This is a genomic window from Cryobacterium serini (genome assembly GCF_004404025.1).
GTDB lineage: Bacteria > Actinomycetota > Actinomycetes > Actinomycetales > Microbacteriaceae > Cryobacterium > Cryobacterium serini.
The window spans coordinates 171,926-196,352 of record NZ_SOHN01000003.1 but is presented as its reverse complement, the minus strand read 5'-3'; the positions used below and the strand labels follow the sequence as shown (position 1 = coordinate 196,352).

22 protein-coding genes are annotated in these 24,427 nt (G+C 63.7%); 12 read left to right on the top strand and 10 right to left on the bottom strand.

Annotation, left to right across the window (positions count from 1 at the left end):
* The first annotated feature begins 22 nt into the window (after nt 1–22).
* From E3T51_RS00935 to E3T51_RS00920, 4 genes are all read left to right on the top strand, one after another.
* A complete protein-coding gene (locus E3T51_RS00935; protein ID WP_134526307.1) occupies nt 23–1,804 on the top strand; it encodes a glycerol-3-phosphate dehydrogenase/oxidase in 1,782 nt (593 codons plus the stop codon).
* 162 nt (nt 1,805–1,966) lie between these two features.
* Nucleotides 1,967–2,701, top strand: a complete 735-nt coding sequence (locus tag E3T51_RS00930) for an MIP/aquaporin family protein (RefSeq protein WP_134526812.1) — start codon at nt 1,967–1,969, stop codon at nt 2,699–2,701.
* 67 nt (nt 2,702–2,768) lie between these two features.
* Entirely contained in the window at nt 2,769–4,283 is a 1,515-nt protein-coding gene (gene glpK / locus E3T51_RS00925) for a glycerol kinase GlpK (protein WP_134526304.1), read from the top strand.
* 415 nt (nt 4,284–4,698) lie between these two features.
* Entirely contained in the window at nt 4,699–5,640 is a 942-nt protein-coding gene (locus E3T51_RS00920; protein WP_166806333.1) for an endonuclease domain-containing protein, read from the top strand.
* 79 nt (nt 5,641–5,719) lie between these two features.
* Here E3T51_RS00920 and E3T51_RS00915 read toward each other — a convergent pair whose 3' ends face one another.
* The 10 genes from E3T51_RS00915 to E3T51_RS00870 form a co-directional block, all read right to left on the bottom strand.
* Complete coding sequence (locus tag E3T51_RS00915) at nt 5,720–6,493, bottom strand: HAD family hydrolase (RefSeq protein WP_134526298.1); 774 nt, start codon at nt 6,491–6,493, stop codon at nt 5,720–5,722.
* On the bottom strand, nt 6,490–7,047 hold the full coding sequence (locus tag E3T51_RS00910; RefSeq protein WP_166806332.1) for a GNAT family N-acetyltransferase: 558 nt from the start codon (nt 7,045–7,047) through the stop codon (nt 6,490–6,492). The genes E3T51_RS00915 and E3T51_RS00910 overlap by 4 nt, the downstream gene beginning before the upstream one ends.
* 47 nt (nt 7,048–7,094) lie before the next feature.
* A complete protein-coding gene (gene trpS, locus E3T51_RS00905; RefSeq protein WP_134526292.1) occupies nt 7,095–8,099 on the bottom strand; it encodes a tryptophan--tRNA ligase in 1,005 nt (334 codons plus the stop codon).
* Nucleotides 8,096–8,950: an exodeoxyribonuclease III gene (locus tag E3T51_RS00900; protein WP_134526289.1), complete on the bottom strand. Its 855-nt coding sequence runs from the start codon at nt 8,948–8,950 to the stop codon at nt 8,096–8,098. Before E3T51_RS00900 ends, trpS begins: the two co-directional genes overlap by 4 nt.
* A gap of 9 nt (nt 8,951–8,959) precedes the next feature.
* Complete coding sequence (locus E3T51_RS00895; RefSeq protein WP_134526286.1) at nt 8,960–10,033, bottom strand: YihY/virulence factor BrkB family protein; 1,074 nt, start codon at nt 10,031–10,033, stop codon at nt 8,960–8,962.
* Between the two features lie 73 nt (nt 10,034–10,106).
* Nucleotides 10,107–10,868, bottom strand: a complete 762-nt coding sequence (locus tag E3T51_RS00890; RefSeq protein ID WP_134526283.1) for a succinate dehydrogenase iron-sulfur subunit — start codon at nt 10,866–10,868, stop codon at nt 10,107–10,109.
* Entirely contained in the window at nt 10,868–12,676 is a 1,809-nt protein-coding gene (gene sdhA, locus E3T51_RS00885) for a succinate dehydrogenase flavoprotein subunit (RefSeq protein WP_104191174.1), read from the bottom strand. Before sdhA ends, E3T51_RS00890 begins: the two co-directional genes overlap by 1 nt.
* A gap of 18 nt (nt 12,677–12,694) precedes the next feature.
* Nucleotides 12,695–13,147: a succinate dehydrogenase hydrophobic membrane anchor subunit gene (locus E3T51_RS00880; protein ID WP_134526280.1), complete on the bottom strand. Its 453-nt coding sequence runs from the start codon at nt 13,145–13,147 to the stop codon at nt 12,695–12,697.
* Between the two features lie 11 nt (nt 13,148–13,158).
* Entirely contained in the window at nt 13,159–13,572 is a 414-nt protein-coding gene (sdhC, locus tag E3T51_RS00875; RefSeq protein ID WP_104191172.1) for a succinate dehydrogenase, cytochrome b556 subunit, read from the bottom strand.
* 110 nt (nt 13,573–13,682) lie between these two features.
* A complete protein-coding gene (locus E3T51_RS00870; RefSeq protein ID WP_134526277.1) occupies nt 13,683–14,867 on the bottom strand; it encodes a glycosyltransferase family 4 protein in 1,185 nt (394 codons plus the stop codon).
* A 96-nt stretch (nt 14,868–14,963) separates the two neighbouring features.
* Between E3T51_RS00870 and E3T51_RS00865 the strand changes: the two genes are divergently transcribed.
* The 8 genes from E3T51_RS00865 (at nt 14,964) to E3T51_RS00830 (ending at nt 24,382) form a co-directional block, all read left to right on the top strand.
* Nucleotides 14,964–16,085, top strand: a complete 1,122-nt coding sequence (locus tag E3T51_RS00865; protein WP_134526274.1) for a mannose-1-phosphate guanylyltransferase — start codon at nt 14,964–14,966, stop codon at nt 16,083–16,085.
* Nucleotides 16,086–16,148: 63 nt separating this feature from the next.
* On the top strand, nt 16,149–17,210 hold the full coding sequence (locus tag E3T51_RS00860; RefSeq protein WP_134526271.1) for a BMP family lipoprotein: 1,062 nt from the start codon (nt 16,149–16,151) through the stop codon (nt 17,208–17,210).
* A gap of 142 nt (nt 17,211–17,352) precedes the next feature.
* Entirely contained in the window at nt 17,353–18,456 is a 1,104-nt protein-coding gene (locus E3T51_RS00855) for a BMP family lipoprotein (RefSeq protein ID WP_104191168.1), read from the top strand.
* Between the two features lie 98 nt (nt 18,457–18,554).
* Nucleotides 18,555–20,075, top strand: a complete 1,521-nt coding sequence (locus E3T51_RS00850; RefSeq protein WP_134526269.1) for an ABC transporter ATP-binding protein — start codon at nt 18,555–18,557, stop codon at nt 20,073–20,075.
* Nucleotides 20,072–21,364, top strand: a complete 1,293-nt coding sequence (locus tag E3T51_RS00845) for an ABC transporter permease (RefSeq protein ID WP_420898394.1) — start codon at nt 20,072–20,074, stop codon at nt 21,362–21,364. Before E3T51_RS00850 ends, E3T51_RS00845 begins: the two co-directional genes overlap by 4 nt.
* Entirely contained in the window at nt 21,361–22,659 is a 1,299-nt protein-coding gene (locus E3T51_RS00840; protein ID WP_134526266.1) for an ABC transporter permease, read from the top strand. Before E3T51_RS00845 ends, E3T51_RS00840 begins: the two co-directional genes overlap by 4 nt.
* 5 nt (nt 22,660–22,664) lie before the next feature.
* A complete protein-coding gene (locus tag E3T51_RS00835) occupies nt 22,665–23,081 on the top strand; it encodes a cytidine deaminase (protein WP_255412011.1) in 417 nt (138 codons plus the stop codon).
* Nucleotides 23,078–24,382, top strand: coding sequence for a thymidine phosphorylase (locus E3T51_RS00830; protein WP_134526263.1), 1,305 nt, complete (start codon nt 23,078–23,080; stop codon nt 24,380–24,382). The genes E3T51_RS00835 and E3T51_RS00830 overlap by 4 nt, the downstream gene beginning before the upstream one ends.
* The last annotated feature ends 45 nt before the right edge of the window (nt 24,383–24,427 follow it).

The following is a 24,427-nucleotide window of genomic DNA, read 5'->3' as shown; positions in this document are numbered from 1 at the left end:
CCCCGAGACAAAGGTGACAACAATGTCGTTCCTCAACTCACAGACTTCGACCGCAATCGCCGATCGCCCGAGCGCCCAGGTGCTCATCATCGGTGCTGGTATCAACGGCATCGCGACCTTTCGTGATCTAGCCCTACAGGGCGTCGACGTGGTCATCGTGGAGAAGAACGATTACGTTTCCGGCGCCTCCTCGGCCAGCTCGCACATGATCCACGGCGGCGTGCGCTACCTCGAAAATGGCGAGTTCCGACTGGTCAAGGAGTCGGTCGAGGAACGCAACGGCCTGCTCAAGATCGCGCCGCACTACGTCAAGCCCTTGCAGACGACCATCCCCATCTTTTCGACCTTTTCGGGCGTGATGGCCGCGCCGCTGCGCTTTCTCACCCACAAGCAAGGCGCCAAGCACGTCGAGCGCGGCGCGATGCTTATCAAAATCGGCATGATGATCTACGACGCCTTCTCGCGTGACGGCGGATCGGTACCCCGCCACGAATTCAGGGGCCGCACCAAGGCACTCGCCGCCCTGCCGCTGCTGAACCCCGGCCTGAAGTACACGGCCACCTACTACGACGCCGCCATGCACGATCCCGAACGCCTCGCCCTCGACGTCCTGCGCGACGGCCTCGATGCCGGCCCGCACGCTCGTGCCGCCAACTATGTCGAGGCGGCCGGCATGGATGAAAGCGGCGTGCTCCTGCGCAACGTGATCACCGGCGAGGAATTTCGATTTCAAGCGGATGTCGTCGTCAACACGAGCGGGCCATGGACCGACCTGACCAATGATGCTCTCGGCCAGCCGAGCACATTTATGGGCGGCACCAAGGGGTCCCACGTCGTGCTGGACAACCCGGAACTGCTCGCAGCGACCGGAGGTCGGGAGATCTTCTTCGAGCACGAAGACGGCCGCATCGTGTTGATCTACCCGCTCAAGGGCCGCGTTTTGGTCGGCACCACCGACCTCGAGCACGACATGACCCAGCCCATTCGCTGCACCGAAGACGAGATCGATTACTTCTTCGATCTGATCGCGCACGTTTTTCCAACGGTGCGGGTCGATCGTTCGCACATCGTGTTTCGCTTCGCCGGTGTGCGTCCATTGCCGCGACACGACGATGAAACACCGGGTTTCGTCTCCCGCGACTACCGCATCGAGTCCCGTCCGCTGCCCCGCACCGACGCGGCCGACGGCACCCTTCTCAGCCTGGTCGGCGGCAAGTGGACCACCTTCCGCGCTCTCGCCGAGAACCTGGGCACCGACATCCTGAAACTGCTCGGACTGCCTCGCACCGTCTCTACCGAGGGTCTCGCTATCGGTGGCGGCCGCGACTGGCCAGCGTCGGAGGAAGCCCAACTGGTTTGGGTCCAAGCCCACGGCGACGCGGTCGGCACCGATCGCGCCGCGGCCCTGCTCGCTCGCTACGGCACCAGAGCGAACGAGGTTATTGACTTTCTCATCGATCCGGTCGGCCCAGCGGATGCCCCCCTCCGGCACAACACCGACTATACGCGCCGCGAAATCGAGTTTTTAGCCGGTTCCGAAGGCGTCGTGCGGCTGAGTGACGTGCTGTTGCGCCGCACCAGCCTGGCCTTCGTCGGCGCGGTGACCACTCCTCTGATCGAGGAGATCGCGCTCGTTGTCGCTCCCGTTCTTGGCTGGAATGCCGCACGCTGCGCTGCCGAGATCGAGCTGGCTCGCGGTACCTTGATCGACGTGCACGGGGTCGACCTCGCCCCGGTCGCCGAAGCCGTCCTGGTCGACCAAGCCGTCCTGGTCGACCAAGCCCGCCTGGGGGCTGACGAGTAGTGACAATCTGCACGAACGTGCAAGAGAAACCTGCTCACTTTGGCCCGTGCGCCGATACGTTGATAGACAGCACGCTCGACAGCCGCGCTCGACAACACTGTTCCGTGCGGTGAACAGCACCCCATCTGAAAGGTCAATGTGGACAATCTCGGTGTCGTCTTTATGTCAGAGGTCGTGGGAACGGCCATCCTCGTATTACTCGGCTGTGGTGTGGTGGCCAACGTCGCACTCGCCAAGAACAAGGGCGTCGGCGGTGGCTTTCTCATGGTCACGATCGGTTGGGGCCTCGCGGTCTACGCCGGCGTTATCGCCGCCTACAACTCCGGCGCCCACCTGAACCCGGCTGTCACCCTTGGTCTCATCGCGAGCGGGGAAGACACCTTCGGCTCCGGCGTGCCCGTCAACGTGGTATCAACGTTGACCTACATCGGGGCGCAGATGATCGGTGGCATTCTCGGGGCCGTTGTCGTCTGGCTCGCCTACAAGCCCCACTTCGACCAAGAGCCGGATGCCGCCAACAAGCTCGGGGTCTTCTCGACCGGGCCGGCCATCCGCTCATATGGGTGGAACCTCGTCACCGAGATCATCGGCACCTTCGTACTCGTCTTCGTCGTCATCGGCTTCGGCCGCAACGGCGAGGCTGGCGGGCTGGCCGCACTCGGCGCACTGCCGGTGGCGCTGCTCGTGATCGCCATCGGTGCCTCACTCGGTGGGCCCACCGGGTATGCCATCAACCCCGCACGTGACCTCGGTCCCCGCATCGCGCACTTCCTGCTGCCGATCAAGGGCAAGGGCGGCAGCGACTGGTCTTACTCCTGGGTTCCGGTTCTCGGCCCTATCATCGGCGGTGTGCTCGCCGGCGCCTCATCGGGTGTGCTGCTGCCCGTCCTGGGCTAGGACTGCCGACGTAGTCTTTATCGTTTCAACATCGTATTTCTCACCTGGAACAACAAAGGAGTTACACATGGCCAAGTACGTTCTCGCCATCGACCAGGGAACCACGAGCTCCCGCGCGATCATCTTTGACAAGGCCGGGTCGATCATCTCGACCGGTCAGCTTGAGCACGAACAGATTCTGCCGCAGGCCGGCTGGGTCGAACATGACCCGAAAGAGATCTGGGACAACACCCGTGAGGCCATCGGCCAGGCGCTGTCGAAGGCAAACATCACCCGCCACGACATCGAGGCCGTCGGCATCACCAACCAGCGCGAAACCGCTGTCGTCTGGGACAAAAACACCGGTGTGCCCGTCTACAACGCCATCGTCTGGCAGGACACCCGCACCCAGCCGATCGTCGATCGACTCGCAGCGGATGGCGGCGTCGACCGGTTCAAGGCGACGGTCGGCCTACCGCTGGCCACCTATTTCTCCGGCACCAAGATCGTCTGGATCCTGGAAAACGTCGAGGGCGCCCGCGCCAAAGCGGATGCCGGCGACCTTCTGTTTGGCACCACCGACTCCTGGGTGCTCTGGAACCTGACCGGCGGCATCGAGGGCGGCGTGCACGCGACCGACGTCACCAACGCCAGCCGCACCATGTTCATGGACCTGAAAACCCTGCAGTGGGACGATGAGATCCTAGCCATCTTCAATGTGCCGAAGTCGATGCTGCCCGAGATCAAATCGTCCTCAGAAGTGTACGGCACTGCAAGCGGACACAGCCTGCTGCGCGAGGTGCCGATCGCCGGAATCCTCGGCGACCAGCAGGCCGCGACCTTCGGCCAGGCTGCCTTCGACCAAGGCGAGGCGAAGAACACCTACGGCACCGGTAACTTTTTGATCTTCAACACCGGAACCGACATCATCCACTCGAAGAACGGGCTGCTGACCACCGTGGGCTACAAGCTCGGCGACGCCCCGGTGCACTACGCGCTCGAGGGTTCGATCGCCGTCACCGGCTCGCTCGTGCAGTGGATGCGGGACCAGCTCGGCATCATCAAGAATGCCTCCGAGATCGAAGACCTGGCCAAGACGGTCACCGACAACGGTGGAGCCTACTTCGTGCCGGCCTTCTCCGGCCTGTTCGCTCCGTACTGGAGGTCGGACGCCCGCGGAGCGCTCGTGGGTCTCACCCGCTATGTGAACAAGGGCCACATCGCCCGTGCTGCGCTTGAGGCCATCGCGTATCAGACCCGCGAGGTGCTCGATGCGGTCAACGCAGACTCCGGGGTGCCGCTGACCGAGTTGAAGGTCGACGGTGGTGCCACGGCCAACGACCTGCTCATGCAGTTCCAGGCCGACATCATCGGCGTACCCGTCGTTCGTCCGGTCGTCGCGGAGACCACCGCGCTCGGCGCCGCCTACGCGGCCGGCCTGGCGGTCGGCTTCTGGAGCGGGCTCGACGACCTCCGCGCCAACTGGCAGGAGGACTCCCGCTGGGAGCCTGCCCTGGATCCAGAGGAAGCCGCTCGTCTCTTGCGCAACTGGAAGAAAGCCGTAACGAAGACCCTCGACTGGGTAGACGACGACGTGCGGTAGACCTCACCCCTCTGAACGCCGGGCGCTTCTTCTCTGCCTGGCCGCATAACTCCTGCAATTTGCCGCGTGGAATTTTTGTAGGCCCGTGTTTTCGCGGTTCTCAACTACAACGCCTGCAATTTGCAGGAGTTATGCCCCGGTGTGCGCCCGGCGATCCGTGAATCCGGCTCGAGGGCCCTTTGGGTGACCGGCGTTACTCGGCGATGACCCGAACGCGTAACTCCTGCAAATTGATGTCGTGGTCCGGTCGACCCGCGTGTTTCGGGGCCAGATTGCGAACGGGGGCAGAGATTGCAGGAGTTATGCGCCCCACTTGTGAGGTGCGGAATGGAAGAGTAACCACGGAAGAGTTATGCACAGGCGGCTCAAAGCGCTGTCCCCAGATTGGTTGCGGGGAGGTCACAGTGACTGGAGAATGACGACGATCGTCTGCATGAACCCATTTCTCACCTCCCAGGCTGGCCAGTGCCGCATCGTCAGCCGACAGGACTTATTGAACAGCGGCATGCGACCCAAACACATCACGGCAGCAGTGCGTAGCAACACGCTCATCCGAGTGCGTCGCGATCATTATGCGTTGCCGGAAACTGACCGCCACACCCTGGAGGCGGTTCGCGTCGGTGGGCGCGAAGCGTGCGTATCGGCGGCCCGGGAGATCGGTTTTTTTGCCTTCGATTCGCAATTTACGCACGTGCACATTCCGCGGGAGGCCTCCCGTCTGCGTAGCCCCCAAAGTCGACACGTTCCGCTGGCTGCCGCGCCGCGGGACGGCGTCGAGCTGCACTGGTGGCCGCTCATCGACAGCGCGGATGGCACCGAATACTGCGTCGGGCCCCGTGACGCCCTCGCCCAGATTATCCAGTGTCAGGAACCTCGCTTCGCTTTGGCGGCGCTCGACACAGCCCTACACGAGCACAAGATTCGGGCAGCCGACCTCGATGAGATCTTCGCCCATATCCCCGATAAGCACGGCGGTCTTCGTTCCCGCATCGACGCACGAGTGGATGCAGGCCAAGAGTCCGTCGTTCGCGACTTGTTCCGCTCCGCCGGGTACCGCTGCGACATCCAGGTGTACATCGACAGGGTCGGCCGGGTCGACATACTGGTTGAGGGCTGTGTAGTCGTTGAGGCGGACAGTCAGAGTCACCACAAAACCTGGGAGGAGCACATTCGCGATCGCACCCGGGATCGTTTGTTGGCAGCCCTCGGCTATGTGACACTCCGCGTGCTCTATCAGGACATCATGTTCGATCCGGAAGGCGTACTTCGGGCCCTTCAGAAGCTCGTCGACATTTGCCGGCATGGGAGCCCCCGAGTCTTCAGCATCGCCCAGGCAGCGGGCATCCGTGGCGCGTAACTCCTGCAGATTTTGCGCGAGCCGACACAGAAGCCCGCAATTCGGGCCCTCGACGAGCAGAGCTGGTAATTTGCAGGAGTTATGCCCCGGGACGGGCGGCAAACAGGCCCGGCAGGCTGGCGAGAGTGTCGATGCGAAGAACTCCGAGGCGGGCGGCATCGTTTGTGTCGGCCACGGCGGCAGCGGCCACGCCGGCGACGGCGGCAGCGGATGCTCCGGCTCGGTCGAGCCAGACCCCTGTCAGCCCCGCGGCGGCCGCGCCCACCGCATCCGTGCGTAGTCGATCTCCCACGTAAACCGCCTCCTCGACCGGCACGCCAAAGAGCGCGCAGGCATGCTCGAAGATGCGGGCGTCGGGCTTGGCAAAGCCGAGCGCACCCGAGGTGACGACCTGCTCGAACTTGTCGGCCAAGCCGACACGACGAATTTTATCGCCCTGAAAAACAGGGTCGCCGTTCGTGATGAGGCCAAAGCGCACCGCGGGAATCACCTCGGACAGCTCCTCGAAGCAGGGGAGCGCATCGTCGTGCAGCCGCCAACTAGACCGGTAGCTCTGGAAATACTCGTCGAACCACTGATCTGCTTCGGTGTGGGTCAGCACGATCTCGAACGAGGCGGCGAAGTCCTGGGCGCGGGCACGGCGCTGGCCGGCAAAGGTGAGGGCGCCAGCGAGGTACGAGTGATAGTGCTCCTCTTCGAGGGCACGCCAGAGCACCGCCGCCGCTGTGCGGTCGCTGGATGCGAAGGCGCCACCGACCCGGTCGAGGTGCAGCAGAATGCCGTCAGCGACCGCGGCGCGGTGCGCGAACAGGGTGTCGTCGAGGTCGAACAATACAACCCTCGGCGGCTTCATCGGGCGAGGGCCTCTGCGGGCCAACCGGGCTGCGGACTGCGGTCATCTTCCGCGCAAAGGTGGCCCTGCCAGGAGTCGGGGTGGCTTCCGTCCCGGTAGGCTGCGATGGATGGCCCCATGCCGGAATATCGAAAGCCCGACTTCCACGCCGCTCGGGCTGACGCGACGTTTCCGAGCAGGCATTCCCAGTGCATCACATTGATGATTTGCGCCGCGAACGCCCAATCGGCGACGAGCCGCTGCGCCTCGGGCATGAGCCCGCGGCCACGGTGCGGGGCGCCCAGCCAGAATCCGATTGATCCCACTCGGTGAACGGAGGCGTCCGCAGCGACGGATTCGCCCGTCAAGCGCAGAGCGATCACGCCCAGCAGTTCTGGCCCGGCGGGGTCCCGCAACGCCCAGGTATATTCCCGATCCGACATCCATCCGGCGGGAACATACTCACCGAGGAATCCTTCGGCGTGCTCCAAGCGGTAGGGCCACGGAACGGTCAGGTAGCGCTCAAAGAGCGGGTCCTGGCAATACTCGAAGACCCGGTCGGTGTCTTTGGCCACGGGTGCACCAAGCAGCACCAGCGGTGAGGAAAGCGAGAACGGCTGCATCAGCGAGGGGGCAGAAAACCGACGCGGTCGTAGACGGTTGCCAGGGTTTCATTTGCGACAGTAGCAGCCCGGGCCGCGTTGGATGCGAGAACCCGGTCGAGCTCGGCCGGATCACCCAGCAGCTCAGCCACACGCTGGCGGATTGGATCGAACGTACCCAGAACTACCTCGACGAGTCCCTTCTTCAGGTCGCCGTAGCCACGCCCGGCGTACTCGTTTTCCAGCGACTCGATTGATTGCGACGCCAGTACGGAGTAGATCGTGAGCAGGTTGGCCACGCCCGGTTTGTTCTCGCGGTCGAAGACCACGCCGCCGTCGGCATCCGTCACGGCTCGCATGATCTTCTTCCTGGTGACGCCGGGCTCATCAAGCAGCCAGATGATACCGGCATGCGATTCGGCCGACTTGCTCATTTTTGACGTGGGATTTTGCAGGTCGTAGATCTTCGCGGTCTCCTTCACGATGGCCACTTCGGGAATCGTGAAGGTGTCGCCGAACCGTGAGTTGAAGCGCAGGGCGAGGTCGCGGGTGAGCTCCACGTGCTGACGCTGGTCTTCCCCAACCGGCACGACCGTGGTTTGGTACAGCAGAATATCCGCCGCCATCAGCGTCGGGTAGGCGAACAGTCCAACGGATGTCGCGTCGGCGCCGTGCCGCACGGACTTGTCCTTAAACTGCGTCATGCGACTCGCCTCACCGAACCCGGTGATCGTGTTGAGCACCCAGGCCAGCTGGGCGTGCGCGGCGACGTGCGACTGCACATACAGAGTCGACGCCGACGGGTCGATCCCGGCCGCAATGTACTGCGCCGCCGTGCCACGCGTGTTTTCGCGTAGCTTGGCCGGCTCCTGAGCGACGGTGATGGCGTGCAGGTCGACGATGGAGAAGAACGCATCGTGCGTCTGCTGCAGCGACTTCCAGTTCAGGAGCGCTCCAATATAGTTGCCAATCTGCAGAGACTCGGCGGAGGGCTGCATGCCCGAATACAAGCGTGGTTTGGTCATGACTTGTCTCCAGAAAGGTCATAGTCGACAACGACGGGGGAGTGGTCGCTCCAGCGCTGGTCGTACGCCGCGGCCCGGTCGACCGCATAATTCAGAACGGATGCCGCCAGCTCTGGGCTGGCCAGATGGTAGTCCAGGCGCCACCCGGTGTCGTTGTCGAAGGCCTGCCCGCGCTGGGACCACCACGTGTATGGTCCTTCGACCTCACCGGCCCATTTGCGCCCGACATCGACCCAGCCCAGTCCGGCACCCGCGTTGTAGCGCTCGTCACCTTCTGCCCCGAGGATACGGTCGAAATACTCACGCTCTTCCGGCAAAAAACCCGCGTGTTTCTTGTTACCGCGCCAGTTCTTGATGTCAAGCGTGCGATGGCCCACGTTGAGGTCGCCGAGCACGAGCGCGAGCGGGCTGTGCGCGGTCAGTTCGGGCAGCCGGGCGATCATGGCGTCGAGAAATTTATACTTCTCGATCTGCTTGGGGGTGTCGGTCTCGCCCGAGTGCACATAGGTGCTCACGACGGTAATGATCTGGCCATTGACCTCGTAGTCGGCCTCGAGCCAGCGGCCGGCACTGTCGAATTCCTCTGCCCCCAGAGTTATCCGGTGAATGGATGCGCCAGAACGGCTGGCGAGCGCGACCCCGGCCCGGCCCTTGGCCGTAGCGGCGTCGTGCAGAATGTTCCAGTCCGGCCCGAGCAACCCTTCAAGGTCTTCGGTGGAGGCGCGCACCTCTTGAATGGCAAGGATATCCACGTCACGCTCGTTCAGCCACTCGCCCATACCCTTGCGGTAGGCGGCTCGCACCCCGTTTGTGTTGATGCTGGCAATGCGGAGCGGTTTGGCTTGAGGCATGGGTCAAGTCTACTTACGGGCGTCGGCCGCATCCGCCCTGGCATACCCGTCAACGACGTTTTCAGCCGCGCGGAGCCGTCGACGTGCGCTCCAGCGGGCATACCAGGGCGATGCATCGAGGTCGGCCCTCGCTGCGGTCAGTTCGGAGTGCGCGGTCAGCCGCAGGGCATCGTGCATGCGCCGCTCCTGATTTTCGGCGGCTTCATCAGCACGGAGCGTGTGGGGCGGAATTCCCGCGTCGTTCATGCCGACCGCAATCCAGGACGCGGCGACCAACGTCACCGTGCTCACCAGATTAAACCAGATCAGCAGCCCGATGATCACGGCGAAGGTCGCGAGCAATGGATTGCGGCTGGCTCCGCCGAGTAGGGCGCCGCCAAGATACTTGAGCACGCCGAGTGCGATTCCGCCAAGCAGAGCGCCAGTGAACAGCCGCCGCCAGGGAATGCGCACCCGGGACAGCACCCGGAATAGACCGACCAGCGTGAGGGTGTCGATGACAAGTACGACGATGAGGCCGGTCACCCTGGCCGAAGCCTCGTAGAAAAACGAGTCCTGGGGTATCTGAAAGATCCCGAACAACGCACCGAGCAGCGCGGTGCTCGCGAGTGAGACCAACGCCGACAGAATGAGGGCGAGGCCAAACACCAGCCCGAGGCCGAGCTCGCGCAACTTGACCCAGAGAAAAAATGTGGTCTGTTGGGGCATGTCGAACACGGTGCGCACGGCCTGCGCCGTCGCGGAGAGCCACCCCAGTGCGGTCACGAGCAGTCCGATTAGTGCGATGGCACCGGTCCAGGTAAGAATGCCAGCGGTAGCGAGCAGCTCAGGGTCGATGATGCCGTTGGTACCGATAAGGCCGGGAACCGACTGGTTGATGATCGCGTACAGGGCATTCAGCAGTCCCTGGTTCGCGGTCAGGTACAAACCGGCAATAGAGAAGCCCACCCAGACGGCCGCGAAGATGGCGAAGATCGCCTGGTAGGACATTCCGGCGGCCAGGATGCCACCACCCACGGTGTTGAAATGGGTCACGACCCGCACGGGGCGCCAAGCAAAAACGCGCTCTACAAGCTCTTTCACCGTGTCAGCTTATTCGACCGACCAAAATACCCCCGTCGAATCGACGGGGGTATCTTCACAACAGATCGAGCAGTTACGCCTTGCCGCGCATGATGGCTTGCTTGACCTCGGCGATGGCCTGGGTCACTTGAATCCCGCGAGGGCAGGCTTCGGTGCAGTTGAAGGTCGTGCGGCAACGCCACACGCCTTCCTTGTCGTTGAGGATGTCGAGGCGCACGGCCGCATTCTCATCGCGGGAGTCGAAGATGAAGCGGTGCGCGTTGACGATCGCGGCCGGCCCGAAGTACTGGCCGTCGGTCCAGAACACCGGGCAGCTCGACGTGCACGCGGCGCACAGGATGCACTTGGTGGTGTCGTCGAAACGGGCGCGCTGGGCAACCGTCTGAATGCGTTCCTTACCCTTCTCCGGGGTGACGCTGTTCATGAGGAACGGCTGCACCGCCTTGAACGAGTCGAAGAACGGCTCCATGTCCACGATGAGGTCCTTCTCCAGCGGCAGGCCTTTGATGGCCTCCACGTAGATGGGCTTCGTGATGTCGAGGTCTTTCATGAGCGTTTTGCAGGCCAGGCGGTTTCGGCCGTTGATGCGCATGGCATCCGAGCCGCAGACGCCGTGGGCGCAGGAGCGACGGAAGGTCAGCGAACCGTCCTGGTCCCACTTGATCTTGTGCAGCGCGTCGAGCACACGGTCGGTCGGGTACATCTGCACGTCGAAGTCCTGCCAGTGCGGCTCGCTGTCGACCTCCGGGTTGAACCGACGAATAATGAGCGTGACCGTGAAGGACTTGATCTCCTCGGGAACGACGGGCTTTTGATCAATCGTGGCGGAACTCACTAGTACTTCCTCTCCATCGGCTGGTAGCGGGTGATGACAACCGGTTTCCAGTCGAGTTTGATGTGGTCGGCGGCATCCGCGCTCAGGGCGTCACCCTTCAGGTACGCCATGGTGTGCTTGAGGTAGTTCTCGTCGTCGCGCACGAGGTAATCCTCACGCTGGTGTCCGCCGCGGCTTTCCTTGCGGTTGCGGGCGGAGTAGACGACAACCTCAGCGAGGTCGAGCAGGAAGCCCAGTTCGACCGCCTCGAGCAGGTCGGTGTTGAACCGTCGGCCCTTGTCCTGCACGCCGATGTTCTTGTAACGCTCACGCAGCAGGTGAATGGTCTCGGTGACCTCGGCGAGAGACTCGTCGGTGCGGAACACCTGGGCCTTCTTGTCCATTTCTTCCTGCAGAATCTTGCGCAGCACGGAAATGCGTTCGGTTCCGGTCGACGAGCGGATGCCTTCCAGCAGTTCGCGCACCTCCTTGGCCGGGTCTTCCGGCAGGGGAGTGAACGAGGCCGTCTTGACGTATTCGACCGCGTTGTTGCCGGCGCGCTTGCCAAACACGTTGATGTCGAGCAGCGAGTTGGTGCCGAGGCGGTTGGAGCCGTGCACCGAGACGCAGGCGCATTCGCCGGCGGCGTACAGGCCGGGAACGACCTGCTCGTTGTTGCGCCAGACTTCGGCCTTCACGTTGGTGGGGATTCCACCCATCGCGTAGTGCGCGGTCGGCATGACCGGCACCGGTTCGGTAACCGGGTCAACGCCGAGGTAGGTTCGGGCGAACTCGGTGATGTCGGGCAGCTTGGTCTCGAGCAGTTCCTTGCCGAGGTGCGTGCAGTCGAGGTAGAGGTAGTCCTTCTCCGGCCCGGCGCCACGACCCTCAGCGACCTCCTTGAGCATGCAGCGCGAGACGATGTCCCGCGGGGCGAGGTCTTTGATGGTCGGCGCGTAGCGTTCCATGAAGCGCTCACCGCTGGCGTTCCGCAGAATGGCTCCCTCACCGCGGGCTCCCTCGGTCAAGAGGATGCCCAGCCCGGCCAGGCCGGTCGGGTGGAACTGGAAGAACTCCATGTCCTCGAGCGGAAGTCCCTTGCGCCAGACGATACCGACACCGTCACCGGTGAGGGTGTGCGCGTTGGAGGTGGTCTTGTAGATCTTGCCGAAACCGCCGGTGGCAAAGATGAACGCCTTGCCCTGGAACACGTGCAGCTCGCCGCTCGACAGGTCGAGGGCGACCACGGCCGACGGCTGGTCGACGCCGTCGACGTTGGTCATGACGAGGTCGAGCACGTAGTACTCGTTGAAGAAGTTAATGCCGCGCTTGACACAGTTCTGGTACAGCGTCTGCAGAATCATATGGCCGGTGCGGTCGGCGGCGTAGCAGGAGCGGCGAACCGGGCTCTTGCCGTGATCGCGGGTGTGGCCGCCGAAACGACGCTGGTCGATCTTGCCCTCTGGGGTGCGGTTGAATGGCAGGCCCATGTTCTCGAGGTCGATGACCGCGTCGATGGCTTCCTTGGCCAGAATCTCGGCAGCGTCCTGATCGACCAGGTAGTCGCCACCCTTGATCGTGTCGAAGGTGTGCCACTCCCAGTTGTCTTCCTCGACGTTGGCCAGGGCCGCAGCCATACCGCCCTGCGCTGCACCGGTGTGTGAACGCGTCGGGTAGAGCTTGGAGATGACTGCTGTGCTGGCGTGGGGGCCGGCTTCGATGGCGGCACGCATACCAGCCCCACCCGCTCCCACGATCACGATGTCGAACTGGTGGTAGTGAACGCCGTCCACAAGGGTGGAGGTGGGCGCGGGTGCAGGTGTCGTCATGATGAGTTTGTGCAGCTCCTAAAGGGTTGAGCAGACAGCGGGAAGAAGGTCGGCGGGCGAACCGGCCGGGCAGGCATCGAACGTGTAAACCACAAGGGTTCCGAGAACGATCAGTGAGACGACGCTGACCAGAATCGCGACCTTCAGGATGCCGCGGCTGATTCGCGAGGTCGCATAGTCATTGACGAGGGTGCGCATTCCGTTGCCGCCGTGAATAAGGGCGAGCCAAAGCATGAGTACGTCCCAGGTCTGCCAGAACGGGCTCGCCAGCTTGCCGGCGACGAACGCGAAGTTCAGGGCACTGACGCCCTCGCCGATCATGAGATTGACGAACAGGTGGCCGAAGATGAGCACGACCAGCACGACGCCGGAGACACGCATGTAGATCCAGCCCCACTTTTCCCAGTTGACACCGCTCTTCCTGGTAGAGCGGGTGTACGGGCTGCGGGGAGCTTCGATTGTTGAAGTCATTTTGTCGCCCCCTAGTGGCTGAACACGTTGATGAGGTGGCGTGGCACGAAGCCCAGCATGGTGACGACCCAGAGGCCGATGACGACGTAGAACAGCACCCGCTGGTACTTGGCGTTCCAGAAGTCGATCAGAATGATGCGCAGTCCGTTGAACGCGTGGAACACGATGGCGCCAACGAGTGCGACTTCACCGAGTCCCATAATCGGCGTCTGGTACTGCGAGATGACCGCGTTGTATGCTTCGGGGCTGACTCGTACGAGTGCCGTATCGAGAATGTGAACGAGCAGAAAGAAGAAAATTGCGACGCCGGTGATGCGGTGCAATACCCACGACCACATGCCTGTGTTACCCCGATAAAGGGTGCCGGCGGGGCGACGTGACGTCGTCTTCTGCTGAGAATCTAGGGTTCCTGCCGTCTGTGGCATGAACAACCCTCCCTGGCTGAATAATGGCTCTTTAGTGAGACCGAGAATGCGCTATCCGCACCTGACATTATTCTACAAGCGCTCCGCCCGCTTGTGCCGGTTAGGGTGACCTAACGCTGCATCGAGGGTGGCACGTGCGTGTCGGCGCGCACGGCCAGACGCTCGTCGATGGCCTGCTCGTAGTACTCGACGAGTTCGGCGCAGACCGTCGGCCAGGAGCGCCCGAGCACAGCGCGACGACCAGCTTCGCCCATGCGTGCGCGCAGCATGGGGTCACGCACGAGCTGGCACACCCAGTGCCGCAGGTCACCGTCGTCGTCCGGCCGAAACAGGTAGCCGTTTACGCCGTGCGTCACGAGGTCGATCGGTCCGCCAGCGTGCGGGGCGATCACGGGCAGGCCGGCGGAGTGCGCTTCCTGCAGCGTTTGTCCAAAGGTTTCCTCGGTGCCCGCGTGCACGAACACGTCAAAGCTCGCATAGGCAACGGCCAGTTCGCGGCCCGACAGGCGTCCCAGCCAGGTGACCGGCATGCCCGAGAGAGCGCGCCGAATAGAAGGAACGCTCGGCCCGTCTCCGACGAGGGCCAAGCGGATGCCCGGCACCCCGCGCAGCGCACGCAGTCGCTCCACCTGCTTTTCCGGGGCCATACGGCCGACATACCCGACAATCACGTCACGCTTCGCGCCGGAGCCCGTGGGGGCTTCGTGTTGCGGCGCAATTCGTTCCCGCAGGGCGGCGACCGCCGGGTCATTCTTCAGATTTGGGTGGAACGCGGCGAGGTCGACTCCGCGAGTCCACATCGCCAGCCGGGGAACGCCGAGGCGGACCAGGGCAGCCATCGACGACGACGATGGAACGAGAGTGCGGGTGGCGCCCTCGTGCACCCACTTCACAAACCGCCAGGCCAGGGCCGTGGCGGGACCGAGGTGGTTTCGGTGTGCGTAGCCGGCGACATCCGTTTGAAAGATCGCGACCGAGGGAATATCGAGCCGGTTGGCGGCGCTGATGCCCTGGGCGCCGAGCAGGAACGGCGAGGCTGCGTGCAGCACATCGGGGCGAAAGTCGGCGAGCAGTTTCTGCACCTGCGGGCTCGGCATGCCGACCGGAAACTCACGGTAGTGGACCGCGGAGACGGTGTGCACCGGAAAACCGGCGTACTCGGCGGGGGCGCCGTGGGGGGCGATGACCATGGCCTCGTGACCGGTGGCGGCCAGGTGCTCGAGCACCCTGCAGACGCTCGTGGTCACACCGCTCACGGTGGGGAGAAAACTTTCGCTGATTACTGCGATCCGCATGGTTTGAGAGTAAGCAACGAGCATTGCCGCCGAGTAACGGGCGCATGAACAGTGGTCGCGGGCCGTCGGAGTGCAGGCGCCGGATAGTCTGGGCCCATGATTACGTCCACTGAGCCCATCGACCGCCTGTATAGCGTCATCCCCGCCGGCGGCATCGGCTCAAGGCTGTGGCCGCTGTCGCGAGCGGATGCCCCTAAATTTCTGCACGACCTCACCGGGTCAGGGCACACCCTGCTGCGCGACACGTGGGACCGCCTCGTTCCGCTTTCGAACGAACAGCGCATCATGGTCGTCACCGGGCGGGCGCACCGTGCGGCCGTTGAACAGCAGTTGCCCGAACTGACCGACCCGAACGTCGTACTCGAGAGCGAACCGCGCGACTCGACCGCCGCGATTGGCCTCGCCGCGGCCATCTTAGAGCTGCGTGAACCCGGCGTGATCATCGGGTCGTTCCCTGCCGACCATGTCATCAAGGGCGATGCGCTGTTTCGCTCGGCGGTGACGGAGGCGGTTGTCGCAGCGGATGCCGGCTATATCGTCACGATCGGCATTCGGCCGACCGAGCCCGCGATCGGCTTCGGGTACATCAAAAGCGCCGCTTCTTTGGCTATCGACGGGGCACCGAGTGCCCTGGCCGTTGACTCCTTTGTCGAAAAGCCCAGCCCCGACGTCGCTGAGCGCTACCTCGCTGATGGCTGTTACTTGTGGAACGCCGGCATTTTCATTGCCCGTGCCGATCGCCTGTTGGCCGAGATTGAGGCGGCCGAGCCCGAGCTGCACGCCGGGCTGCTCGAACTGGCCGCAGCCTGGGATACCCCGGCCCGTGGCGCCGTCGTCGATCAAGTCTGGCCGCGCCTGAAGAAAATCGCCATCGACTACTCGGTAGCCGAACCGGCCGCCGCCGCCGGCAAGCTTGTCGTGATTCCCGGCCAATTCGACTGGGACGACGTGGGTGACTTCGCCTCGATCGCCAAGCTGCACTCGGGTGGACGCAAAGCTAACCTTGCCATCCTCGGCGAAGGAGCACGGGTGCTCGCCGACTCGTCGAGCGGCATCGTGGTCAGCCACACCGGCCGCATGATCGCGTTGATCGGCGTCGAAGACATTGTCGTGATCGACACGCCCGACGCGTTGCTGGTCACCACGAGCGCGAACGCCCAGAAGGTCAAGGCGGTCGTCGACGCGCTGAAGCTGTCCGGGTCGAGCGATGTGCTCTAGACCCGTACCGGTGTTGGGTTCGCACTGACTAGAATTCCAGTTCATGCTTAAGGGAGTGTCTCTATGCGTCACTTGATTGCTGTTTCTGCCCTCGCGGCGTCTGCTCTGCTGCTGGTCGGTTGCGCGCAGGCGCCGACACCCACCGCGACAACGGATGCGACGGAGCCCGACTACTGCGCTCGCATGGTCACGAACTCGGGCGGTCTCGACGACCGGTCCTTCAACCAGTCCAGTTGGGAGGGGCTGCAGGAGGCGGCGACGAAGTACAGCATTGACACCGATGCGATCGTGTCGACATCGGAGACCGACCTGGCACCCAATGTGAGTCAGGCCGTCGCGACCGGATGCCAGTTCGTTCTCACCGTCGGCTTTGAACTCGCCGATGCCACCCTCGCCGAGGCGACCGCCAACCCCGACGTACACTTCGCGATCGTCGACGAGGTCGTCGAAGCCCCCAACGTGAAACCGATCGTGTTCGACACCGCTCAGGCCTCGTTTCTGGCCGGCTATCTCGCCGCCGGCGTGAGCAAGACCGGCATAGTGGCCACCTTCGGTGGCGGCAACCAGCCGCCCGTCACCCTGTTCATGGATGGCTTCGTCGACGGCGTCGCCATGTACAACGACAAGCACCAGGCTGACGTGCAAGTTCTTGGCTGGAACAAGGACACCCAGGACGGCAGCTTCACCGGCGACTTCGAAGATGTCAACAAGGGGAAGGCTCTCGCCCAGTCGCTCATCGACCTGGGCGCAGACATCATCCTGCCGGTAGCGGGCCAGGTGGGGCAGGGCGCAGCCGCTGCTGCGATCGAGACACCGGGCGTCTCCATTATTTGGGTCGACAACGACGGATACGTCACCCTGCCGACCCAGTTTCAGTCGGTCGTACTCACCAGCGTATTAAAAAATACATCCGCTGCGGTCGTGGAAGCGATCGGAGCCGACCTGGACGGCAACTTCGACAATGAGCCGTTCGTCGGCACGCTCAAGAACGGCGGCGTCGAAATTGCTGACTTCCATGATCAGTCCGCCCTGGTCTCGGTGGAATTGGTCGACGAAATCGAGCAGATACGGTCCGCGATCATAGCGGGGATCATCGTCGTCGAGGGCCCCAGTTCGCCCCAATAAGAGAAGAATCGCCTAGTTAATGTCGCGGCTTGGTAACGACTCGGTCGCGCACCCACAATGCTCATCCGCGCAGCTTCACATTGGGTAACGTGGACCCCACCACGCCCGTGAAATCTCGCTGGGCAGCACCCTGGAGGTCCTCTTGACAATTTCGACCCGGAAGACCGTACTTACCGGTCTTGCAATGTTCGGTACCGTGGCGATGCTCGCCGCCTGTGCTCAGGCTCCCGCCACCACCGACAACAACTCCGCCGCGGCGAGCGATTTTCTGCCCTGCATGGTGTCTGACGAGGGTGGTTTCGACGACAAATCGTTCAACCAGCTCGGTTTTGAGGGGCTTACCGAGGCCTCCGAGACCCTTGGGGTTGAACCGATCACGGTCGAATCCGCCGCCGAGACCGATTACCAGTCCAACGTTCAGAACCTTGTCGACCAGGGCTGCAACCTGATCGTCACCGTCGGCTTCAACCTCGCTGCCGCGACCGTGGAGTCGGCCCTGGCCAACCCCGAGGTCAACTACGCGATCATCGATGACACGGCCGACCTCGACTTCAACGGTGAGATCGACGCGCCGAACATCAAGCCCATTGTCTTCGACACCGCTCCGGCCGCCTTCCTGGCCGGCTATGCGGCCGCTGGCTACAGCAAGACCGGCGTCGTTGGAACCTACGGTGGACTGCAGATCCCGCCGGTCACCATCTTCATGGATGGCTTCGCTGACGGCGTCGCATATTACAACGAGCAGAACGACACCACCGTTCAGACCGTCGGCTGGGACGTCGCATCCCAGACGGGTTCGTTCACCGGTGGCTTCGCCGCCGGAGTCGACTCGCTCGCCAAGGCTCAGGCCCTGATCGACCAGAACGCCGACGTGCTTCTGCCCGTTGGTGGACCGATCTTCCTGAGCGCGATCGAGGCCGTCAAGAGCTCGGGTAAGGACATCGCCATGATCGGCGTGGACGCCGACCTCTACGAGACCTACCCAGACGGTGCTGACCTGTTTTTGACCAGCATCCTCAAGGGCATGAAGGTCGGCGTGGCCGAGGTGGTGGCAAAGGCTGGCGCCGACGATTTCGACGCCACCCCGTTCGTCGGGACCCTGGACAACGACGGCGTGGGCGTTGCTCCGTTCCACAACTTCGAATCCAAGGTTGCCGCGACCATGGTTGACGAGCTCGACGCGATCAAGGCCGGCATCATCGACGGTTCGATCACGGTCGAATCGCCCGCTTCGCCCAAGCAGTAATACGCTGTAGTGACCTGGGGAGGCCGAATTGTCGGCCTCCCCATTTCGTTCCCCCCGCGCAGTGATCCCGCCGGCGCTACCCCAAGAATTCAGGATGAATGAAGCTCGAACTTCGCGGCATCACCAAGCGCTTTGGTGCGCTGGTCGCCAACAACAACATCTCCCTCACCGTCGAGTCGGGTGAAATTCACGCCCTGCTGGGCGAGAATGGCGCTGGCAAGTCCACCCTGATGAACGTGCTGTACGGACTGTATGTCGCCGAAGAGGGCGAAATTTTGCTCGACGACAAGGTCCAGAAGTTTGCCGGTCCGGGCGACGCCATGAAGGCCGGGATCGGCATGGTGCACCAGCACTTCATGCTCGTTCCGGTATTCACCGTGGCCGAGAACGTCGTTCTCGGCCACGAGCAAACCACCTTCGGTGGTCGACTTGATCTGAGCGCAGCCAGGGCCAAGGTGCGGGAGGTCTCTGACCGTTTCGGCTTTGACATCGACCCCGACGCGCTCATCGAAGACCTTCCGGTCGGTGTGCAGCAGCGAGTGGAAATCATTAAGGCGCTATCCCAGGACGCCAAGGTGCTGGTGTTCGACGAACCCACCGCCGTGCTCACCCCGCAGGAAACTGACGAGCTCATGATCATCATGCGTCAGCTCGCCGAGTCCGGCACCTCGATCGTGTTCATCACGCACAAACTGCGGGAGGTGCGCGCCGTCGCTGACCGCATCACGGTCATCCGCTTGGGAACCGTGGTTGGTGAAGCTTCGCCGACCGCGACCAACGCGGAGCTTGCCTCCCTGATGGTCGGCCGTGCCGTCGAACTGACGGTGCACAAGAATTCACCCGAATTGCGAGGCACCGCGCTATCGGTGCAGAACCTCTCGGTGGTCGATTCGCGCAACCAGATCGTCGTAAACAACGTCAGCTTCGACGTGCAGGCCGGCGAGGTGCTCGCCATTGCCGGAGTGCAGGGCAACGGCCAGACGGAACTTACCGAAGCGCTACTGGGCCTGCAGCACCACGTCACCGGGTCGATCGAGCTCGACGGCAAACCACTGCGCGGCTACAGCGTGCGGCACATTCTCGACTCCGGCGTCGGATTCGTACCCGAAGACCGCACCGAAGACGGTCTCGTCGCCGACTTCAGCATCGCCGAGAACCTCATGCTCGACCGCAGCTCGGGGGCACCGTTTGTGAAGGCCGGTAACCTGCAGCTGGGATTTCGGGCCAAGTTCGCCGCCGAGAAAATTGCGGAGTTCGACATTCGGTCGCAGGGCAGCGAGATGGAAGCCGGTCGGCTTTCCGGTGGCAACCAGCAGAAGGTCGTGCTCGCGCGCGAGCTAAGCCGCAACCTGCGCTTATTCGTCGCGGCGCAGCCGACCCGCGGGCTCGATGTCGGGTCGATCGAATTCGTGCACACCCGCATCATTGAAACCCGGGACTCCGGCATTCCGGTCATTGTCGTTTCCACCGAGCTCGACGAGGTCGTGGCTCTTGCCGACCGCATCGCGGTGATGTATCGAGGAGAAATAGTGGGCATCGTTCCCGGCAACACCCCCCGGGCCACGCTCGGCCTCATGATGGCTGGCGAGCCCGCCCCGGCAGCAGAGGCCGCGCGGTGAGTGACACGACAGCCGCCGCGCCGGCGCCAGGTCCCGATCCGGTACCCGGCGTTGTGAAGAAGGACGGCTCCGAACGGTGGACCCAGGCCCTGCGCGATATCACCGGCGGCAGCGCAATGATCTCCGTGCTCGCAGTGGTGCTCGCCCTCGTTGTCGGCGCGGTACTGATCGCGTTCACGAACGATCGCGTGCAGGAAACGGCCGGCTACTTTTTTTCCCGACCGACCGACCTGGTCGGGGCCGTCTGGGAGGCCGTTGCGGGTGCATACTCGGCGTTGTTTCAAGGGTCCATCTATAACTTTCGCGCCCCAAACTTCTTCAACGCTATTCGCCCCCTGACCGAGACCCTCACCTTTGCCACGCCGCTGATCGCGGCGGGTCTCGGCGTCGGCCTCGCCTTCCGGGTCGGCATGTTCAATATCGGTGGCCGCGGGCAGATGCTCATCGCTGCCGGCGCGGCCGGCTGGGTGGCCTTTGCAGTGGAACTGCCCGCCGGCATCCACTTGATCGTCGCGATTGTTGCCGGTCTGCTCGGCGGTGCGCTCTGGGGTGGAATTGTCGGCCTGCTCAAAGCCCGCACCGGAGCCCACGAGGTGATCGTCACGATCATGCTGAACTTCGTGGCGCTGTACTTGATTCAGTTCCTGCTGCGCACCCCCGGTGCGCTGCAGGCTCCAGGCAGCAACAACCCGAAGACGCCGCCCATGGCAGCGACGGCGGTGTTCCCTGAACTGTTCGGCCCGCGCTACAACCTCCATGCCGGCTTTCTCACGGTCATCGCGGCCACAATCTTCGTCTGGTGGCTGCTCAGCCGGTCCAACCTGGGCTTTCAGTTTCGCGCCGTCGGACAAAACCCCAGCGCGGCCCGGGTAGCCGGCATCAACGTGAAGAACGTCTACCTGTACGCCATGGCCATCTCGGGCGCGCTTGTGGGCCTGGCTGGCATCAACCAAGTCCTGGGCACGGTGACCACCGGGTTCGGTGCCGGCATCGACGCCGGCATCGGCTTCGACGCCATCACCGTCGCGCTGCTCGGTCGTTCAAAACCCTGGGGCATCTTTGCCGCCGGTATCCTCTTCGGTGCTTTCAAGGCCGGCGGGTTCGCGATGCAGGCTGCTGAAGGGGTGCCAATCGATATCGTCGTGGTCGTGCAGGCGCTTATCGTGCTGTTCATCGCAGCCCCGCCGCTGGTGCGGGCCATATTCCACCTGCCGACTCCGGGCACCACCAAAGGACCCGAAATTCGCGACGTCAAGACGCGCAAGACCAATGAGGTGGTGGCGAAATGAGTACGATCACGCAAGATTCCGCGCCGCTGCCGTCGTCGGCCCCGATCGTCAAGCTGACGGCGCAGGTTCGCAGCTGGAAGATTCCGATCACGTTCGGCGCCTTTGCCATCGCCTCGGTGCTCCTGTTTGTCGGGCTCGGACGCGGTCAGCGGGGTGAGCTCAGCACCTTCCGACTGTCGGAGGCGCGTGACTTCATCCAACTCCCCGAGGTTGCCCTACCGACCTTCGTGACCGGGGTGGTCGTCGCCGTTGTGCTCGTGCTCATGGCGGTGGCGTCGGCCTGGCTGGTTTATCGCCACCGCAAGATCCCGATCGTGCTGACCATCGTGTTCGCGCTGCTGTTCCTGATCGGCTTTCTGGCCTGGGCGGCGTCCGGCTCGACCATTCCCGTTCCCGGACTGTTGATCGGCACCGTCACCCTCAGCGCCCCGCTCATCTTCGGCGCTCTCGGCGGCGTGCTGTCGGAACGCGCCGGCGTCGTGAACGTAGCCATCGAGGCGCAGCTGCTCGCCGGGGCTTTCAGCTCCGCCGTTGTCGCCTCTGCCACGGGCAACCCCTACCTCGGCCTGCTCGCCGCCATGGTGGCCGGGGCGCTCGTGTCGATGGTATTGGCTGCCTTCGCACTCAAGTACCTCGTCGACCAGGTCATCGTCGGTGTCGTGCTGAACGTGCTCGTGATCGGGCTCACGAGCTTTCTCTACTCGCAGGTGCTCGCCCCGAGTGCCAACCTCAACTCACCGGATGTCTTTCCGCGGCTGAACATTCCGCTGCTCAGTGAAATCCCGATCATCGGCCCGGTTCTGTTTCGCCAGACCATCATCGTCTACGTCATGTATGTCGCTGTCGCCCTGGTGTTCTTCGGCCTGTTTCGCACCAAGTGGGGCCTACGCGTGCGGGCCGTGGGTGAGCATCCGCAAGCCGCCGACACGGTCGGCATCAACGTCAACCGCACCCGATTCATTGCCGTCACCCTGGGCGGCGTCGTCTCCGGATTCGGCGGGGCGTACTTCACTCTCGGCGCGGTCGGTGCGTTCAACAAGGAGATGACCAACGGTATGGGCTTCATCGCCCTCGCCGCGGTGATCTTCGGCCAGTGGCATCCGATCAAGGCCACCCTCGCGGCGCTGCTGTTCGGCTTCGCGACCAACCTGCAGAACGTGCTGGGCATCATCGGCTCGCCGGTACCGAGCGAGTTCATGCTCATGCTGCCCTACGTCGTGACGATCTTCGCCGTCGCCGGGTTCGTCGGCCGCTCGCGGGCACCCGCCGCCGACGGAAAGCCGTACATCAAGTGAGCACAGTGACCATCGACTGGGTGGCGTTGCGCTCGCAGGCCCTCGCTGCCATGAAGACCGCCTACGTGCCGTACTCGAAGTTTCCGGTGGGCGTTGCCGCGCTCGTCACGGACGGGCGAGTGATCAGCGGATGCAACGTGGAGAACGCCTCCTACGGCCTCACCCTCTGCGCCGAGTGCGGTCTGGTTTCCGCCCTGCACCGTAGCGGCGGCGGCCAGCTCGTGGCATTCACCTGCGTCGACGGCACTGGCAACATCCTCATGCCGTGCGGTCGCTGCCGACAGCTGCTCTACGAACACTCCGCGCCGGGCATGCTGCTTGAAACGGTGTCCGGCGTGAAAACCATCGACGAGGTACTGCCGGATGCCTTCGGGCCCCGCCAACTCGCCGACTACCGCGCTGCTGTGGGACCCACACCATGACCACCATCGAAGCGTTCGACGCCGTCGACCTGATCCACACCAAGCGCGACCGCGGCGAACTCAGCGAATCGCAAATCAACTGGCTGATCGACGCGTATACGCGTGGTTTTGTCGGTGACGAGCAGATGGCTGCCATGACCATGGCCATCTTTCTGAACGGCATGAGCCGGATCGAGATTCGCGCCCTCACCATGGCCATGCTTGCGAGCGGCGAGCGGATGAGTTTTACCGGCCTCGGCAAGCCGACCACCGACAAGCACTCCACCGGCGGTGTCGGCGACAAGATCACCCTGCCGCTGATGCCGCTCGTGGCGGTGTTCGGGGCTGCCGTTCCGCAACTCTCCGGCCGCGGGCTCGGCCACACCGGCGGCACCCTCGACAAGCTCGAGTCCATCCCGGGCTGGCGGGCCAACCTCACCAACGCCGAGATGCTCAAGCAGTTGCAGGAGATCGGTGGGGTGGTCTGTGCGGCCGGCAGCGGACTTGCCCCCGCCGACGGCAAGCTCTATGCCCTGCGCGACATCACCGGCACGGTCGAGTCGATTCCACTGATCGCGTCGTCCATCATGTCGAAGAAAATCGCCGAGGGCACCAGTGCGCTCGTACTCGACGTGAAGTTCGGCTCTGGCGCCTTTCTGAAAGACATCGAGCGGTCGCGGGAGCTGGCCCGCACGATGGTCGAGCTCGGTGAGGACGCCGGGGTGGCAACATCCGCTCTGCTGACCAACATGAACGTGCCGCTCGGTTTTGCCATCGGCAACGCCAACGAAGTGCGCGAATCGGTGGAGGTGCTCGCTGGCGGTGGGCCCGCCGATGTGGTCGAACTCACGGTGGCCCTCGCCGAGGAAATGCTCTCGCTCGCCGGAATCACCGGCGTCGACGTAGCCGCGGCCCTCACCGACGGCCGGGCCATGGACAAGTGGCGTGCCGTGATTCGGGCACAGGGCGGCGACCCGGATGCCACGCTGCCGGTCGCCCGCGAAACCCACGTCGTGCACGCTGAGCGGAGCGGCGTATTGGTCGAACAGCAGGCGCTGCCGTTTGGGATCGGTGCCTGGCGGCTTGGGGCTGGCCGGGCGCGCAAGCAGGATCCGGTGCAGCACGCCGCCGGAATCGACCTGCACGCCAAGCCCGGTGACACCGTCGTGGCCGGCCAGCCGCTCTTCACACTCAGTGCCGACGAGCCGGCGCGGTTCGCCCGGGCGCTCGAGGCCGTCGCTGGTGCCTGGCGCATCGGCGACCCCGGCGAGCCCGTGCAGTATGGCGGGCCGCTGATCGCGGAGCGCATCGGGAGCCGCTAGCGACGTCACCCGCGTGCCCGGCGCCCTCTCGCGCACCAGTGATAG